The 16,582-nt window shown below is 30.7% G+C and carries 17 protein-coding genes; 5 read left to right on the forward strand and 12 right to left on the reverse strand.

Annotation, left to right across the window (positions count from 1 at the left end; all coding sequences use genetic code 11):
- Nucleotides 1-93: 93 nt before the first annotated feature.
- Nucleotides 94-315 (reverse strand): hypothetical protein, encoded by a 222-nt coding sequence (locus tag ES045_RS11625; protein WP_147116455.1) that lies wholly within the window; start codon nt 313-315, stop codon nt 94-96.
- 343 nt (nt 316-658) lie between these two features.
- Here ES045_RS11625 and ES045_RS11630 point away from each other — a divergent pair, with 343 nt between their 5' ends.
- Nucleotides 659-907 (forward strand): helix-turn-helix domain-containing protein, encoded by a 249-nt coding sequence (locus ES045_RS11630; protein WP_147116456.1) that lies wholly within the window; start codon nt 659-661, stop codon nt 905-907.
- A gap of 140 nt (nt 908-1,047) precedes the next feature.
- Here the strand turns inward: ES045_RS11630 and ES045_RS11635 are convergent, their stop codons facing one another.
- The 7 genes from ES045_RS11635 to ES045_RS11665 form a co-directional block, all read right to left on the reverse strand.
- Nucleotides 1,048-1,935 carry a DUF4835 family protein gene (locus tag ES045_RS11635; RefSeq protein ID WP_147116457.1) on the reverse strand — a complete coding sequence of 296 codons (888 nt, stop codon included), beginning with the start codon at nt 1,933-1,935 and terminating at the stop codon, nt 1,048-1,050.
- An 81-nt stretch (nt 1,936-2,016) separates the two neighbouring features.
- On the reverse strand, nt 2,017-3,225 hold the full coding sequence (gene coaBC, locus ES045_RS11640) for a bifunctional phosphopantothenoylcysteine decarboxylase/phosphopantothenate--cysteine ligase CoaBC (RefSeq protein ID WP_147116458.1): 1,209 nt from the start codon (nt 3,223-3,225) through the stop codon (nt 2,017-2,019).
- Nucleotides 3,225-3,545 (reverse strand): DNA-directed RNA polymerase subunit omega, encoded by a 321-nt coding sequence (locus ES045_RS11645; RefSeq protein ID WP_100945687.1) that lies wholly within the window; start codon nt 3,543-3,545, stop codon nt 3,225-3,227. Before ES045_RS11645 ends, coaBC begins: the two co-directional genes overlap by 1 nt.
- A gap of 10 nt (nt 3,546-3,555) precedes the next feature.
- Complete coding sequence (locus ES045_RS11650) at nt 3,556-4,416, reverse strand: outer membrane protein assembly factor BamD (RefSeq protein WP_147116459.1); 861 nt, start codon at nt 4,414-4,416, stop codon at nt 3,556-3,558.
- Between the two features lie 124 nt (nt 4,417-4,540).
- A complete protein-coding gene (locus ES045_RS11655; protein WP_147116460.1) occupies nt 4,541-5,050 on the reverse strand; it encodes a ferritin in 510 nt (169 codons plus the stop codon).
- 28 nt (nt 5,051-5,078) lie between these two features.
- Entirely contained in the window at nt 5,079-5,954 is an 876-nt protein-coding gene (gene dapA, locus ES045_RS11660; protein ID WP_147116461.1) for a 4-hydroxy-tetrahydrodipicolinate synthase, read from the reverse strand.
- Between the two features lie 104 nt (nt 5,955-6,058).
- Entirely contained in the window at nt 6,059-6,574 is a 516-nt protein-coding gene (locus tag ES045_RS11665) for a DUF6913 domain-containing protein (RefSeq protein ID WP_147116462.1), read from the reverse strand.
- Between the two features lie 324 nt (nt 6,575-6,898).
- Between ES045_RS11665 and ES045_RS11670 the strand changes: the two genes are divergently transcribed.
- Nucleotides 6,899-7,330 (forward strand): DoxX family protein, encoded by a 432-nt coding sequence (locus ES045_RS11670; RefSeq protein WP_147116463.1) that lies wholly within the window; start codon nt 6,899-6,901, stop codon nt 7,328-7,330.
- On the opposite strand, the gene ES045_RS11675 is transcribed toward ES045_RS11670, so the two are convergent.
- From ES045_RS11675 to ES045_RS11690, 4 genes are all read right to left on the reverse strand, one after another.
- Entirely contained in the window at nt 7,310-8,392 is a 1,083-nt protein-coding gene (locus ES045_RS11675; protein WP_147116464.1) for an esterase-like activity of phytase family protein, read from the reverse strand. The two genes, ES045_RS11670 and ES045_RS11675, sit on opposite strands and share 21 nt — an antisense overlap.
- A 167-nt stretch (nt 8,393-8,559) precedes the next feature.
- A complete protein-coding gene (locus tag ES045_RS11680; RefSeq protein WP_147116465.1) occupies nt 8,560-9,240 on the reverse strand; it encodes a lysoplasmalogenase in 681 nt (226 codons plus the stop codon).
- Nucleotides 9,241-9,242: 2 nt separating this feature from the next.
- Complete coding sequence (locus tag ES045_RS11685) at nt 9,243-12,899, reverse strand: ABC transporter permease/M1 family aminopeptidase (protein WP_147116466.1); 3,657 nt, start codon at nt 12,897-12,899, stop codon at nt 9,243-9,245.
- A 67-nt stretch (nt 12,900-12,966) separates the two neighbouring features.
- Entirely contained in the window at nt 12,967-13,854 is an 888-nt protein-coding gene (locus tag ES045_RS11690; protein ID WP_147116467.1) for an ATP-binding cassette domain-containing protein, read from the reverse strand.
- Nucleotides 13,855-14,003: 149 nt separating this feature from the next.
- Here ES045_RS11690 and ES045_RS11695 point away from each other — a divergent pair, with 149 nt between their 5' ends.
- The 3 genes from ES045_RS11695 to ES045_RS11705 all read left to right on the forward strand — a co-directional run bounded on the left by ES045_RS11695 (nt 14,004) and on the right by ES045_RS11705 (nt 16,516).
- Nucleotides 14,004-15,092: a M42 family metallopeptidase gene (locus tag ES045_RS11695; RefSeq protein ID WP_147116468.1), complete on the forward strand. Its 1,089-nt coding sequence runs from the start codon at nt 14,004-14,006 to the stop codon at nt 15,090-15,092.
- 94 nt (nt 15,093-15,186) lie between these two features.
- Nucleotides 15,187-15,753 (forward strand): NUDIX hydrolase, encoded by a 567-nt coding sequence (locus ES045_RS11700; protein ID WP_147116469.1) that lies wholly within the window; start codon nt 15,187-15,189, stop codon nt 15,751-15,753.
- Nucleotides 15,740-16,516 (forward strand): hypothetical protein, encoded by a 777-nt coding sequence (locus ES045_RS11705; RefSeq protein WP_147116470.1) that lies wholly within the window; start codon nt 15,740-15,742, stop codon nt 16,514-16,516. Before ES045_RS11700 ends, ES045_RS11705 begins: the two co-directional genes overlap by 14 nt.
- Nucleotides 16,517-16,582: the final 66 nt, after the last annotated feature.

Raw genomic sequence — 16,582 nt, forward strand, 5'->3', positions numbered from 1 at the left:
TACTTAAATTACTTGAAGAGAAACTTGAAAAGACTGATTCGATTTCAAGGTTAATACTTGTTTTAGATGAAGTATAAAACTCTAAGTTATGTTTCAAAAAAGAATTTGAGAGGTTACATCCATTAGATTTACTGCTCCCAAACCTTGGTAATCCTTTATATTTGAATCCGTACCAAATGCTCTTGATACAACAGAAACACATCTGCTAAAACAACCAGAAGATATAGCTAAATAATTTGAAGGACAAGCATTTGCTGTTTTTGCAACTTCTTTTGTAATGGTTATGCTGTTTTCAATCGTAGTAAAAAAAAACATAAAAAAACAGTAAATAATAATTAGATTTTTTTCGTTGTAAATTTGTGCTAAGATAAACGCGACTATCAATAGCGTAATATTTTCATTTTAAAAAGCATTTATTAATTCATATTTTAACGATATCTTTTAAGACACTCATACTTTCATAACTACCATTGCATAGATTCTGTAAACATATAAAGGATATAATACCTTGTCATTACACAAAAGTTATAAATCATTACTTTTTAGAGTCGTTGAATTCAGTGACTTTAAAAACATACTGTTTTCAGGGATTCTAAGATCTTTCTTAATCCTCTAATTTTACAAAAAAATGTTATCCCCCTAACGCATATTAATGTAAATGGAAAGTATAATTGAGAAAAAGATCAAAGCGATTACAATTAAAAGAAGGAACTTAAGAACACAAAAAAAACATTCTCAAGAATACGTTGGAGACCGGCTAGGGATTAGGCAAATTGCTTACCATAAATTAGAAAATGGTAAAACTATTCTAAAAGTTGAAATTATGTTAAAACTAGCAGTTATCTTAGGAGTAGGTGATAATTATTTTATGGAAGAATGCGTATATGTATTTATTAACGGAAAATAAATCTACCATCTATTTCATTAAATCCTATAAGGTTTTAGTGAAATATACATTTTAGAGAAATAATACATTTTTAGCTTGTAAATTAGCTCTCGATATGATTCCGTAAAAAAGTAGAATCGCTCGAACTGGCATTATATTTTCTAATCTAACTTTCTCCACTTAGCATTATTATTCGGAGAAATTTTTCGAACTATTTGTATCAAACGCTGTTTACTTTTTGTTTGCGTTTCTTCAGAATACATCCTTACAATTTCGTCTGCTTTGGCATTAAAAAATAGTCTAATTAAATAATTACCAACTGTTTTATTATAAATACTCTCTAAAGCAATTACACTATCTTCAATACGCTGCAGAGCAGAGGCTTTTGAACCTACTAAATTATCGAAACCATTTCTGTGATAATTGTACAGTGTATTTCTAAAGGCTTTCAATTTAGGAGACATCAAATTATCTATCAACAAATACCTATTTTGTTTACCCACCACATTTTGCCAAGAAGAAAGGCCGCTTTGTTGTGCTTGCAACATTACATTTTGTGCTTCTTTTAATTCCGCTTCCCCTCCAAATTTAGCAAAAGTATCTGCGTCTATTCCTAAAATTACATTTGCATAAAAAACAATGGTAGAAACTAAATTGCTATCAAAAGAATTTTTGTTGTAAATTAAAGGGTCAAATTCATTGTATTTAAAATTGAATTCATTGTCCTTTATATTTAGTATTGGCGTTGCATAACTAGAACCGTAAACGGGTCTTGTAGACTGAACTTGTAATGTTGCTGTAAAATTATTATTATTTCTAGACGTAATAATAATTGTCATTGCACAATCTACGCGCTCCTCTTGTTTTACAACTCTATTCGTCCATTTTGTTTGATTGATATACTCGTTCAAAGACCTTTGTAAAGTTGTAAAAACTTGTTTATTAGAACCTGTAACTTGATCTGAATTAACAGTAACTAAACAGTTTAATTCTTGTGATTTTAACACAGAGACTGAGAATAATAAAAAAATAATTAAGGTTTTTTGCACTTCTTTTGTTTTTATTGTCTAGTTCAGCGCAGTCGAGACCTTACTTTAAACCTCTCGACTGCGCCCAAGGAGACAAGGTTATTAAGATATCCGTTTTACTATTTCATTCATAATATCTACAGCAACCTCTTCCTTCGATTTTAGATCGAATGGCTTTTCATTCAATTCTTTATCAATAATAGTAATTTTATTTGTGTCTGTAGCAAAACCAGCACCTTTATCTTGTAAAGAATTTAAAACAATTGCATCTAAATTCTTTCTTTTTAGCTTGCCTTTTGCATTTTCTAACTCGTTATTGGTTTCTAAAGCAAAACCTACCAAAAATTGATGCTTCTTTATTTTCCCCAAAGAGGCTAAAATATCTTTTGTTGGCGTTAACAGAATATCTAACGAAGCAGCTGTCTTTTTTATTTTCTGGGAAGCAATATTTTGTGGTTTATAATCTGCTACAGCAGCAGAGAGTACAGCAATATCTACATCTTTAAAATATGTATGAGCAGCAGTGTACATTTCTTCCGCAGAAACCACATCGATTCGATGCACTAAAGAATGTTTTATTTGTTGATTGCTTGGACCAGAGATTAAATAGACTTCTGCACCTAAATTAGCAGCAGCATTTGCAATTGCAAATCCCATTTTTCCTGAAGAATGATTTCCTATAAAACGTACAGGATCTATCGCTTCATACGTTGGACCCGCCGTTATTAATACTTTTTTTCCTTTTAATGGCAATTTTGATAAAATATCATTTTCTATAAATGATACAATATCTTGGGGTTCTGCCATTCTGCCTTCACCGACTAAACCACTCGCTAGTTCACCTGAAGTTGCAGGAATTAAATTGTTTCCAAAATTTTGTAATTTTTCTAAACTTTCTTTGGTTGATGGGTGCAGATACATATCCAGATCCATTGCTGGCGCAAAATAAACAGGACATTTTGATGACAAATACGTTGCTAACAACAAATTGTCGCAGGTTCCGTTTGCCATTTTAGACAAGGTATTAGCAGTTGCTGGTGCTATGACCATGTAATCTGCCCAAAGACCTAAATCTACGTGGTTATTCCACATTTCATTTTCTGCTTCTTTTTTATAAAAAGTAGAATGAACAGGATTCTTAGAAAGTGTAGAAAGTGTAAGAGGTGTTATAAAATCTTTAGACGCAGGAGTCATAATAACTTTGACTTCTGCGCCTAATTTTATAAATAAACGAACTAAACTAGCCGTTTTATATGCTGCAATGCCAGCAGTTATTCCTAAAAGAATCTTCTTTTCTTTTAAGACAGACATTACTCTGTTTCTGGAGTTCTGAAATATACTTTACCGTTTAACCATTCTTCAACAGCCATTGCCGTTGGTTTTGGCAATCTTTCGTAAAATTTAGACACTTCAATTTGTTCTTTATTTTCAAATACTTCTTCTAAAGAATCATTATACGTTGCAAATTCATCTAACTTATCTACCAATTCTCTTTTTAAATCAGAATTAATTTGATTAGCTCTTTTTGCAATGATAGAAATTGCCTTGTAAATGTTTTCTGTTGGCGCTTCAATTTCATTCTTGTCGTAAGTAATAGTACTTAACGGTGCTTTTGTATCTTTATAATCCATCTCTAAATAATTATTTCTTTTGTAAATTTTCGAATGCTTTTTGCTTTGCAATTAAAGCATCAATTCTTGTCTTTTCGGTTTGTAATGTTGCTAACATTAAATTTGAATCTTCCATATATTCAGATTCTGGAAAACTTTTCTCTAATTTCTCATAAGCCTCAATAGCATCTTCTATTCTTTCTGGCTTTCTTCTGTCATAACTTTTTAAAACAAAATCGTGTGCTGCTTTTAGTCTAAAATACAATGCTTCTTCTTTGTATTTTGTTCCTAAATAATCTTCTAATAAATTATCAAACGCTTGTATTGCCGCTTTGTAATTTCTTAAATCGTAGCCTGCAGTTCTATAATATGTTTTCGCAATTTCAAAATACTTCTTTTCTAACTTCTCTCTTAATTCCGAGTAATATTTATTGGCTTCTTCTATTTTATCTGAAGCAGGATATGTATTTATAAAACTTTGAAAAGACTCTAAAGCTTTATTTGTATCTGTAGGATCGATGCTAAAACGAGGAGAAGCTAACTTATAACTATATGCAGATAAAAAGGCTGCTTCTTCTTTTTTAGAACTTTTAAGATAGTTTTTTGTAAAACGATCAAAATAATACCCTGCAATGCTATAATTTTTTTCGTTAAAGTTAGATTGCGCAATCATAAATGATATACGTTCCATTTGAGGTTTTCCTCTATAAGTAGGTGTAACTTTTTCGAATAAACGCAAGGCTTTACCATATTCCTGGGTTTCGTACATTTTAACAGCCATTTTATACTGCTCTTCAGAAGTACCTTTGTTTAATACTTTTTGGTATTCACCACACGAAGAGAGTAGCAAACTAAGTACCAAGAAATACGCTAAATTTTTAATTTTTTGCATCGGGCAAAATTAGTGATTAATTATGGATAAATAAAACGATTTTTCACACAGTTAATTGTGTTGTGTAATAATCATTACAAAACAACAACAAAATGTGTAAACTGTTACTAAAAGTTTGTTAATATTATACAGGTTCTTCTGCAACTGTTACTAACTGCTTAATATCATTATCAAAAAGATAGAAACCACTTTTGTCGTCGCCAATTAAACTAATTTTATCTAAAATATTTCTAGCCAACGCCTCTTCTTCAATTTGCTCTGAAACATACCATTGTAGAAAATTATGCGTTGCATAATCTTTTTCCTGTAAACAAATATCTACTAAATCGTTTATAGATTCTGAAACGGCAACTTCATGGTTAAACAATTCTTGAAACATTTCTTTAAATGACCCAAATGCAATTGGTGGCGCTGCTAATGGAGAAATTATAGCATGACCTCCTCTTTCATTTATAAATTTTACCAATTTTAACATGTGCATTCTTTCTTCATCAGAATGTGCATACATAAATTGAGAAACACCTTCAAAACCCTGTGTTTCTGCCCATGAAGCCATGGCCAAATAGGCTTGAGATGATTGTGCTTCTATTGTTACTTGTTTATTTAATGCGTCTTGAATTTTTTCTTTTAACATTGTCTATGAATTTTAAATTTTATAAAACCTAAAAGTTTGCTGCAAAATTAGCGATTTTTGTTTGAAGTTCTGCACTTGCTTTCACTAAAGGTAAACGAACTTCATTTCTACAAATTCCTAATTCCTGTAACACTGTTTTTATGCCTGCTGGATTGTTCTCTTCAAAAATATAATCTATAATAGACATCATTTTAAAATGAAGTGCATAACCTTCTTTGTTTTTCCCTTCTAATCCATAATTAATTAAAGTAGAAAATTCTTTGGGATACGCTTGTCCTATTACCGAAATAACACCAGAACCACCTGCTAAAGCTATTCCTAAAGCCAAATCATCATCTCCAGAGATAATTAAAAAACCTGCTGGCTTATTTTTTAACAATTCTAAATATTGCTGCATATTATTACCAGCTTCCTTAATTCCTACAATGTTTTTAAAATCATTTGCCAAACGAATGGTCGTTACGGCATCCATGTTTTTTGCGGTTCTACCAGGAACATTATACAAAATTATTGGTTTCTCTGTAGCTGCTGCTAATGCTTTAAAATGCTGATAAAAACCTTCTTGGGTTGGTTTACTATAATAAGGTACCACAGACAAAATACCATCAATATTACTTAAATCTGCATTTTTTATATCTTCTACAACTTGTAACGTGTTATTACCACCAATTCCTAAAACTAAAGGAACTCTACCAGCATTTGTTTTTACAATAAGAGCTATGATTTGAAGTTTTTCTTCTTTACTAATTGTTGCACTTTCTGCAGTTGTACCATTTATAACTAAATAGTTTGTACCATTTTCTATGTTGAAATTCACCAACTTTACCAGCGCATCAAAATCGACACTTAAATCTTCTTTAAAAGGGGTAATTAAAGCAACTCCTGTTCCTATAAACTTTTGCATTCTATGAATATTTAGATGTACAAAACTACACTATTAAGGTTGATTATTTTTAGGATATACGAAGGAAAAGAAAGAATACACAACTTTAATAGGAAAGTTTAATTTTATAGTTTTTTAATAATTTGAAGATATTTCTTTAACTCGGAAGTAAAGGCGGTAACATGCGCTGTTTTTTCTGATATCTCTATTTCGTACAGCTTAGCATTTACTTCTGAAAAGCCCACTTTAAATTGCGCTTTCGACTGCAAAACAGCACTTTCTAAAAAGACATCATTTGTAGAAAAATACCCAATTAGCAAATCTAAAGGTTCGTCTAAAAAGCTTTTAAAATTGGTTTGCGAAAATGCGCCCTTCCAATTAATATCTTTTTTCGTAAAATGTTTGTAAGAAAACTCATCTGCTTTATTAAAGTCACGTAAACTGTAAATTTTCACATTTCTTACTCCTAAAATAGTTTCTATTTCTTCTTGTAAGTTTATTTTTGATGTAATTTCACTGGTCGTAATAACACCTACAGTCTGTATTATTTTTGAAGACGAAGCGCTAATAGCATTCTCTTTAAATAATAACTTCTTTAGTTTTTTCTTTAAAATACGTTCTTTAAATCCTTGAAAAATCATTTCTAATTGAATTACATCTGATAAAAATAGTATTTATTTTATTACCATTTCTAATAAAACAAACTGATTTAAATACTTACCATACATTAAAAAATGATCCTGTGACACAAACAGTAATATGTGTCACAAAATAATAGAATTCACAACATCTTTTACAACTGAAAACCAACTAACTATAGCGTTTAAAAAAATGAGTTGCACTTTTTTTTCCCTATTTTCTTTAATAATCTTTTCTTAATAATTCCGAAAAACATCCTTTTGGTAAGGAATCTATTTTTGTAATTATATTATACACTGATCATCTAAAAATCTAAATCAATAAAAATGAATAGAAATTTATTATTTGCTTTGAAATTAATTGTCGCTATAATAATGCTACAAACTTTATTTTACAAATTTAAGGGAGCTGAAGAAAGTATTGACTTGTTCACCAGATTAGTTGGAGAAAATGAAGCTTTTGTAAGAATTGGAACCGGCGTTTTAGAACTTATTGCATCTATTTTATTGTTTATTCCTAAAAAAATAGGATTAGGTGCTCTTTTAACCGTTGGCTTAATGGGAAGTGTAATTCTATCTCATTTAACAATTATTGGAATAATCCACAACAATGATGGTGGTTTACTTTTTGGATCGGCTATACTTACTTTTACACTAGGTTTTATTTTACGAAAGAAAAAAATCACCTTTTATAGGCGAGAAGCTTTAACAATAAGAGTTTATATTTTGCAACAACTTTTACTCTCTAACCATTTCTAATAAAATAAACTGATTCAACTGTTTGCCATACACTTGAAAATTATCATCTGAAACTAATAACAAAGATTGATTTCCGTTTTCTAAAATAGGTCCGAAAGTAATCCCTTCAATATTATCAATAATTCCATCCGTTAATTTATCTTTTAAATCTTCAAAATTGATGAGTAAACGTTTCTTTAATGGTGCAAATTTTGAGTCTTTTAAAGAGTTTACATTCAAAATATTGGTAGTTTCTGTTGTAATTTCTGCATCAAAAACCCGAACAATATTGCCATAAGAACCATAACCACTTTGGTAGGTTCTCTCAATTATGAAAAATTTATTTTTATCGTATTCTAAAATAGCTGTTACTCCATTTAGATTCACATTCCCTTTTGCAGGTTTTGTAATATGCTCTAATTGATATGCAAATTGCTTTGTTGCTTTTTTTGTTTCGGCATCGTAATACGTAATTCTAACAGGAGATTGAGTTTTAGAAAATGTTGGTTCTTGTCCGTCATTTTTTAAAGGAGCTTCCATAATAGACCAAAAACCTTTTGTATTCATGCTTTTAGAAGATCCTTCTAAAGCACCGTTGTGTTTAATATTTTCTATATTTTGAAGGCTTTTAGGCAGTTGATATTCAGAAATAAAATTGCCGCTAAAATCTGTCGTAAAAATGATTGGCCTCCTTCCTTTAGCAATAGAACCTTCACTAGAAAAATTGATTTCTTGTTTTTCTTCATCAACAAAAATAGATTCTAGGTCTAAACTATTTTCTTTGTAATAATTGGTTGTAGTGTCGTTCAAAAAAATAACATCGTCGAAATTGATACCCGTTATTTTTCTCTGATCGATCGTAATTCTAGCTTTTAAGAATCTAGGTTTTCTTGCATCGTCTACAACAAAATAATAAAACCCATTACTATAATCTACGCCAGAAAGACCACCAATTATGGTGTTTTTAAGCAAAACAGAGTCCTTTACAACAAACTCACTAACAAATTGTAAATCAATATTTTTCTCTCTACCACAAGAGTACAAATTAATTATCAGCAACAAAAAAATAAATATTTTATACATTTATGTAATTATTTAACATTTTTTTTATTATAATTGTAATGTAGATTAGTGAAAAATCACTAATTCACAATAAACCCCTAACAGATAAATAATTTTTTTTTACTTTTTTTTGCCCTAACAAATAAACGTAATTTATATAAAAGCATTTATCCCTATACAAAAAGCAACTACACTTGTAGTTGCTTTTTTAGGCTTTGAGAATCTTTTACTACCATTGCTTTACATATTAAATATTGAGCAACAATATAGGTAACCATAATACTTATTCCGTATATTTCGCTAGCTTCATAAAACTTATTAATTGCCAGCAAACTATCTGATACTATAAAAATGAAGGCGCCTAAAAACAACCATAAATTTTCAGTGGTTTTTTGTTGCACATAATTCAATAAAGTAAGCGTACCAAAGGTGGCAATTACAAGTCCATAAATTATTACTGGAACTAACATATCCCCCAAATTAGCTCGTATTAAATAAACGATGCTTCCAAAAGCAATTACAAACGGAATTGAATATGTAATAATCTTTTTAAAGCTTATTTTCTTCAAATAGTTCGAAGAGATTTTTATGTATAAAATATGGGCTATTAAAAAAGAAACAAGTCCAAATAAGAAAAAGGCTTCTTTAAAAAGCAAAAAAGTATCTCCCCAAAAAGAGAAAAATAATGCCGAAACATACCAAAAACTAACTTTATTAACGGATAGCAAATAAATAACAACTAAAGAAATTGTTATAAATGGTTTTGTTAAAAAAGCCAATTTATCATTATATAAAAGTCCTAAAATATGCAATACAACAATCGCAAGAAAAAAAACGGACGCGGATACTACTTTGGTGTTTTTCTTCATTGTTATAATTTTCTTCTATTATCGTCAGACTTTGTGTCTATTAATTTATTGTAAGGATCTATCCCTACTTCAATAGGTTTTTCAGCTACAATTAAAGTAATCTTATTGTTTATTTGTGTGATTTTGTGTTTCTTAAAATACAGTTGCTTTTCTTTCTTCTTCCCTTCTACTTCTTCGCTAGAAAAGACACCAATATCTATATAATCTGCCAAAGGAAGCGATAAAATTGGAGCACTCATCTTCTCCGTTTTATAACTTAAAGTATCGCCTACTTTTTCACCATAAAATTTCTTTCCTTTTTCATCATTTCTATATTTAGAAACTTCAAACTCAATATCTACTTGGTAGGTACCATTTTCTAATTCGGTAGATTCTACCGCTACAATTCTATTTTTATACAGCGTAATCGTCTCAAACATATCTTTAATTACATATTGTAACGAATCTGGCGTTACTTCTCTAATATAGTTAACCATCTCGATAGAAGTTGTGTAAGGTGGCTCTTGAAATTGCACTTTTTCTACATATTTTTTCAGCGCTCCGTTTAATTTTTCTTCACCGATATAATCACTTAAAGCATATAAAACTAAAGACCCTTTTTGATAACGAATATAACCTTGTCCATCATTATACATTAACGGTTTTTCTCTTTTAGTTTCAAAAGTTCGCTGCATTAAATAACCGTCTAAAGCTTCTTTTAAAAAGGTACGCATCTTCGGTTTACCGTGTTGGTGCTCTAAAACCTTTAAAGAAACATATTCAGACATACTTTCAGAGAGCATGGTTGCCCCTAAAACATCTGCCCCAATTACCTGATGTGCCCACCATTGATGCGCAACTTCATGAACTGTTACAGCAAACGGATAATCTACACCGTCTTCATTTTCTTCATCTACGTCGGCAATAAAACCGAAACCTTCTGAAAACGGAATTGTATTAGCGAAAGCTTGTGCAAAAGTACCAGCAGTTCTTGGAAACTCGATAATTCTTAATTGTTTGTGTTGATACGGACTAAAATTCTTCGCATTATAAGCAACCGAAGCTTTCATTCCTTTCATCATTCTGTCTAGGTTATAATCATGCGGTTTGTGATAATAAATTTCTAAACTAATACCGTTCCACATTTCTTTCTTCACTTCATATCTCGCAGAATTAAATGCGTAAAAATTTAATATTTTACTATCCATTTTATAATGGAAGTACTTACGATTTCCTTCCGTCCATTCTTTTTGCAAATACCCTGGTGCAATTGCAGTTTGATCTTCGGATGTAGAAACTGTTGCTTCAAAATCAATCCAATCTGAGTCTTTAGAAATATACGTGTTCCCTAAAGCTGTGGAATCTGATGGATGCGGACGTAAATTATTGACCGATAAATTGTATTTTTCACGCGTCTTATTATCTGTCAATTCTCCTCCAGATGAATATCCTAAAGTAGGAAACATTGAAGAATTATTGATAAATGTTCCGTTTTCTCTGATGGGAGATTTCTTTTGAAACATGGTATTTTCTTCACTTTTTACATTGATTGTAAGTTGCAAAGTATCTCCTGGCTGTATCTTTTTATCAAACTTGTAAATATCAAAATTAAAAACCGTGTCTTCTAAAACGAGATTATTTGGTTTGTTAAACTCAAAAGTATTTTCCAACGAATTATGATTCAAGAAAATACTATCTATTGCTTTATCCGTTTTATTTATCAGCGTATAAATGGCACTTGCTTCATAAGATTTTTTCTTCGGAAAAATATGTACATCAGCATTTACTGCAACCACTCTAGGTTGCTTATAAGCCTCATACTTTTTATACGTTTTTTCCCATTTCACAGCATTTAATTCTGCTTGTTTAGATGCTGAGTTTTTACTGTCGGATTTTGTTTCTAAATAAATAGTAACTCCTAAGCTTAAAAAAGCGACTAAAACAACGATAAAAGTAATTTTATACGGCGTTTTAAATCGTTCTATTGCAGTATTTAATCTTTCTGCAAAAGAACTTGGCAAACCTCTTACCCACATTAAAATACTAAGAATTAGTAATAAGGTTCCACCTAAAATCCAATATAGTTTATACCATAAATATCTTGACAATGCAGAACCATATCCATTCATATCAGAATAATTATAACCAGGTCCTTCATTGTATTTAAAAATTGATAACTCTATTCCTATAAAAGATAAAAAAGGGGTACCAATGGCAATTATCAATAAAATAAAAAACCCTAAATATTGATTTTTAACCAATGTTTGAATAAAGATTGATAACAATGCCCAAACTAAATAATTCAAGAATTTTAACCCAAATAATTCTTTTAAATAATGACCGATTTCGAAATCATAATAGCCTCTGTAAATTTGAAAAAGCATACCAGCAACCATAATTACCCCTAATAAAACCAATTGCATTTTAAGCAAAGCAATTAATTTTGAGAATAACAACGTCCAATTTGGTATTGGTGTGCTATCTACTAAATGACTTATTCTTGCAGTTCTTGCTCTTTGCACTAACATACCTGCATATAAAAAAGTACATACATTTATTACAAGCAAACTAAAAACGTTACCACCACCCAACATTTGCCACGTTACAGGAAGTGTGTCTGTCCCAAAAATTTCACTAGAACTAAACAACGTTCCTAACAGCATTAAAATACCCACAATTAGAATACAAATAAATGGCAAACTTTTATAAATGTATTTAAAATCGATGTTAGATAATTTCCACATCGTTTTTAAATTCTGACTAAAAGAGTAATCTTGCGTTACTTCTGGTAACTTAATTCTTGTAATTCCGCTAAAATTAGTCTTGATTACTCTTTCTCCTTTCGCCTTTTTAAAAGAAATAGAAATGGCATTCTGACTGAATTTAAAGTACTTAAAGACCAACCCGAAAATTAAAGAAGAAATAGCCAACCATAACAACCTGTTGTATATGATTAAGTCTTTTATGGGTACTTGTAATTCATTTTGTTCAGAAACGGTCCAGTATTTAGTATAATAATCTGAAGCCGAAGACCCGAAAGGATCTAAAATTGCTAATAAACCAGCTTGTTCTGGTTCAGAAAAAATACTTGCTATTGCTCCTTGCGCAAACATTAAAATGATTACGGTAATAAAACCTGCTGCAATATTTCTAGAAAAAGTGACTACCGCAAAAACTACAGCACCAAAAAACAACACATTTGGCAAAATGTACACCAAATACGTTTGCAAATAAGTCATAATATTAAAATTACCCACAATTTCTGAATTGGTTCCCGGAAAGCGAAAACCAATCATCATACCAATAGCAATTCCCAAAACAATTGCAGACACCACTACAATACCGCTAAAAAACTTTGCGAATAAATAATTAGCCTTTGTAAACGGATACGAATATAAAATGGTGTGCATTTCACTTTTAAAATCTCTATAAATAGAAACGCCAATAATTGATGGAAATAAAAAGAAAATTAAAACCGTAAAACCGTTAAATAAACCATTTACGTTAATTGGCGAATTTACGATTCTAGAAGAACCTGTAGTTCCTGTAATACCGTCCCAGATACCAGCAGATGTTGCAGATAAAAAGAAGGCTAATAATAAAAATATTGCTGCGTATATATAAAATAAAGGTCTGTTAAACCAATATTTTAATTCTTGTTTAAATATTGTTGAAAACATTTTTTTTGATTGTTAGATGATTAGAACGTTAGATTTTTGATGGTCAAATATATTTTCTTGCCAACTTTTACACCAACTCTGGTTCATCTTGTTTTAATGCTATAAAGTACACGTCATCTAATTGCGGCACTGCTGCAAAAAAGTCCTCTGATGGTTTTTCTGCGGAATGTACTCTAATATTTAATGTGTTATCTTGGTTATAGTTTGAAGATAAAATATTGAAGCTTTTTTCATTCGCTTCCAACTCATCTCTAGAAATAATTTTTGTCCAGATGGTATTTTCTAATTCTTTTGTAGCTTGTTGTGGTGTTGAATGTTTTAATATTTTTCCACCATTTAAAATAGCCATTTCATTACACAATTCTTTTACATCTTCTACAATGTGTGTAGAAAAAATAACCGTACAATTGCTACCAACTTCGCGTAAAACGTTTAAAAAACGATGTCTTTCTGCAGGGTCTAAACCAGCAGTTGGCTCATCAACAATTATTAACTTTGGGTTGTTTAATAGCAGTTGTGCAATGCCAAAACGCTGTTTCATTCCGCCAGAATATCCTGCAACATTTTTATGCCTTACGTCATATAAATTTGTAATTTCTAAAACCTCTTTAACAATAGCTTTTCTTTCTGCTTTATTTGCAATTCCTTTTAAAGTTGCCAAATAATCTAGTAATTCTTCCGCAGACATTTTAGGATACACGCCAAAAGATTGTGGTAAATATCCCAATACTTTTCTCAAAGACATGTTGTCTTCTAAAACATTAATGGTACCAAAAGTAATTGAGCCAGAATCTGGACTTTGCAACGTTGCAATGGTTCGCATTAATGATGATTTTCCTGCGCCATTAGGCCCTAACAAACCAAACATTCCTGTACCTATTTCGATACTTAAATTATCGATTGCTTTTACGCCGTTTTTATAAGTCTTTGTTAAATTTTCAATTACTAACTTCATATGCTTGGTTTTAGTGTTTTCTCTTTCGTGATTAGTGTAAAAGTAAGGAGTTTTGTTACAATTTTTTGTGATTTTTTTAATGGAATTCCTAAATAATCGCATTATTTTTACATACATTAAAGAATAACGAACATTAAGACACATATAGAATGCCAAAAAAATCAATATTAAAGAAAGAATCACTTACATTTTTAGAGAAATACTTAAATAATGCTGCACCAACCGGTTACGAATGGGAAGGTCAGAAAATTTGGATGGACTACTTAAAACCTTATGTAGATACTTTTATTACAGACACCTATGGTTCTGCTGTAGGAGTTATAAATCCGGATGCAAAATACAAAGTTGTAATTGAAGGACATGCAGATGAAATTTCTTGGTATGTAAATTATATTTCAGATAATGGGTTAATTTACGTGATTAGAAATGGTGGTTCAGATCACCAAATTGCAACAAGTAAAATTGTAAATATTCATACTAAAAACGGAATTGTAAAAGGTGTTTTCGGATGGCCAGCAATTCACACTAGAGATAAATCAAATGAAGAAGCACCAAAACCAGACAATATTTTTATAGACACCGGTTGTGCTACAAAAAAAGAGGTTGAAGCTTTAGGTGTGCATGTTGGTTGTGTAATTACGTACCCAGATGAGTTTCATATTTTAAACGGAGACAAATTTGTTTGTAGAGCTTTAGACAACAGAATGGGTGGTTTTATGATTGCTGAAGTTGCGCGTTTATTAAAAGAAAACAAAAAAGAATTGCCTTTCGGCTTGTACATTACAAACTCTGTGCAAGAAGAAATTGGTTTGCGTGGTGCAGAAATGATTACACAAACCATAAAACCAAACGTTGCTATTGTTACAGATGTAACGCATGATACCACAACGCCAATGATTGAGGTGAAAAAATCGGGTCATTTAGAAATTGGTAAAGGTCCGGTTATTGCGTATGCTCCAGCGGTTCAACAAAAATTACGTGATTTAATTACAGAAACGGCAACAGCGAATAAGATTCCTTTTCAGCGTTCTGCACTTTCTAGAGCAACCGGTACAGATACAGATGCTTTTGCCTACAGCAATGGTGGTGTTGCTTCTGCATTAATCTCTTTACCATTAAGATACATGCACACAACTGTAGAAATGGTGCATAGAGATGATGTAGAAAATGTAATTAAAATGATTTATGAAACATTATTAAACATCAAAGGCGGAGAAACTTTTTCTTATTTTGAATAAAAAAATAAAGCGTCATTACGAGGAACAAAGTATTCTTATTTAATTCTTAAAAAGATTACTTGGTCATTCTTCCTCGTAATGACAATTATTTTCTATGGACGAACTCATCGATATTTTAACGCCCGAAGGAAAACCAACAGGAAAAACCGCTTTAAAATCGGAAGCGCATAAACATGGTTGGTTTCATGCCACAGTTCATATTTGGTTATTTACTTCAGATAAAAAAATATTGCTTCAAAAAAGAGCATTGACCAAGAAAGTGTTTCCTGGTTTGTGGGACATTTCGGTTGCCGGACATGTTGCTGCTGGTGAAGAGATTTTAGCTTCCGCAAAAAGAGAAGTTTTTGAAGAAATTGGGTTGAAACTAGAAGATAAAGACCTCATTAAAATTGGTACAAGAATTCATCAAGTTAACCATAAAAACGGAATTCAAGACAACGAACACCATCATGTTTTTGTCGCTGAATTAAAAGTACCCATTTCAGAATTAAACATTCAAATAGAAGAAGTTGCGGCAATTAAATTATTCGACTTAGACATTCTTCAAAATACAGAAAATTTCGAAAATGTTTTATTATCGAGATTTCACGAGTATTATTGCTCGGTTTACAATCAAATTACAACAATCAGTCAAAATTTACATCAAAATGAAAAAAGGTAAAGTTCTAAATTTATATGAAGATACTAATCTCAATCAAAATGCAAAAGAAAAATATTCTACGTTATTAGAGAAATTTATTGCACCATTTACAACGTATTTTGAAGAATTTGAATATCATGAAGATATTTTTGAATTTGCCATAAATTCTTGGAATCTTGGAAACATGAAGTCCATTCTAAACGAGAAAGAGTTTGAAGAAATAATTTCCACTGCAAAAGATGATGATGAGATTAATTATCCTTTATTTAAAAAGATGATTTTATATAAAGTGTCAAATTTTAAAGAATTTACTGATTTTATAGTTGATTTCGATGTTAAACTAACTGATAAAATAATGTCTATAACAGTAGCTACCGAAGAGGAAGATAATTATATGACAAAAATGCTCCTCGGGGAATTAGATACAGAACTAATAACCGATGATTTTGGAGAAAATTTTGTAAATAGATCTGCAATTTCTTTAAAACCCGCGCAGCCCTTTATAGATTGGCACAATACTATTTACCCAGACTCTAAGATTAGTGCGTCTGACTTAGATGAAGTAACAACTTATTTAATTGACAATGGCAACTCTGATGATATAGACGCCTATTTAAAAAAGGATTTTGATCGATTTTTTATGACGGAACTAGAAGGTTGGTATACCGATGAGAATGATTGGCCCAAAAAGCGTACTTATAATATGTTTAAAAAATGGTTTCAAATAGCTACTTCTACTGCCGTTTATGATTTAGAAAAAACGCCGTTAAGTAAAGGTGATTAAAAAAAATTACTTAAATTTTAGTACAAAAAAAAACGTAGACCTATATTTATCTCAATATTTTTGAGA

Source organism: Polaribacter sp. IC073 (genome assembly GCF_007997075.1).
GTDB lineage: Bacteria > Bacteroidota > Bacteroidia > Flavobacteriales > Flavobacteriaceae > Polaribacter.

Excerpts from the sequence above, each read along its gene's own strand:
- ES045_RS11625 (WP_147116455.1), bottom strand. The coding sequence starts at position 315 with ATGTTTTTTTTTACTACGATTGAAAACAGCATAACCATTACAAAAGAA.
- ES045_RS11630 (WP_147116456.1), top strand. The coding sequence starts at position 659 with ATGGAAAGTATAATTGAGAAAAAGATCAAAGCGATTACAATTAAAAGA.
- coaBC (WP_147116458.1), bottom strand. The coding sequence starts at position 3,225 with ATGTCTGTCTTAAAAGAAAAGAAGATTCTTTTAGGAATAACTGCTGGC.
- ES045_RS11645 (WP_100945687.1), bottom strand. The coding sequence starts at position 3,545 with ATGGATTATAAAGATACAAAAGCACCGTTAAGTACTATTACTTACGAC.
- ES045_RS11650 (WP_147116459.1), bottom strand. The coding sequence starts at position 4,416 with ATGCAAAAAATTAAAAATTTAGCGTATTTCTTGGTACTTAGTTTGCTA.
- ES045_RS11655 (WP_147116460.1), bottom strand. The coding sequence starts at position 5,050 with ATGTTAAAAGAAAAAATTCAAGACGCATTAAATAAACAAGTAACAATA.
- dapA (WP_147116461.1), bottom strand. The coding sequence starts at position 5,954 with ATGCAAAAGTTTATAGGAACAGGAGTTGCTTTAATTACCCCTTTTAAA.
- ES045_RS11665 (WP_147116462.1), bottom strand. The coding sequence starts at position 6,574 with ATGATTTTTCAAGGATTTAAAGAACGTATTTTAAAGAAAAAACTAAAG.
- ES045_RS11670 (WP_147116463.1), top strand. The coding sequence starts at position 6,899 with ATGAATAGAAATTTATTATTTGCTTTGAAATTAATTGTCGCTATAATA.
- ES045_RS11675 (WP_147116464.1), bottom strand. The coding sequence starts at position 8,392 with ATGTATAAAATATTTATTTTTTTGTTGCTGATAATTAATTTGTACTCT.
- ES045_RS11680 (WP_147116465.1), bottom strand. The coding sequence starts at position 9,240 with ATGAAGAAAAACACCAAAGTAGTATCCGCGTCCGTTTTTTTTCTTGCG.
- ES045_RS11685 (WP_147116466.1), bottom strand. The coding sequence starts at position 12,899 with ATGTTTTCAACAATATTTAAACAAGAATTAAAATATTGGTTTAACAGA.
- ES045_RS11690 (WP_147116467.1), bottom strand. The coding sequence starts at position 13,854 with ATGAAGTTAGTAATTGAAAATTTAACAAAGACTTATAAAAACGGCGTA.
- ES045_RS11695 (WP_147116468.1), top strand. The coding sequence starts at position 14,004 with ATGCCAAAAAAATCAATATTAAAGAAAGAATCACTTACATTTTTAGAG.
- ES045_RS11700 (WP_147116469.1), top strand. The coding sequence starts at position 15,187 with ATGGACGAACTCATCGATATTTTAACGCCCGAAGGAAAACCAACAGGA.
- ES045_RS11705 (WP_147116470.1), top strand. The coding sequence starts at position 15,740 with ATGAAAAAAGGTAAAGTTCTAAATTTATATGAAGATACTAATCTCAAT.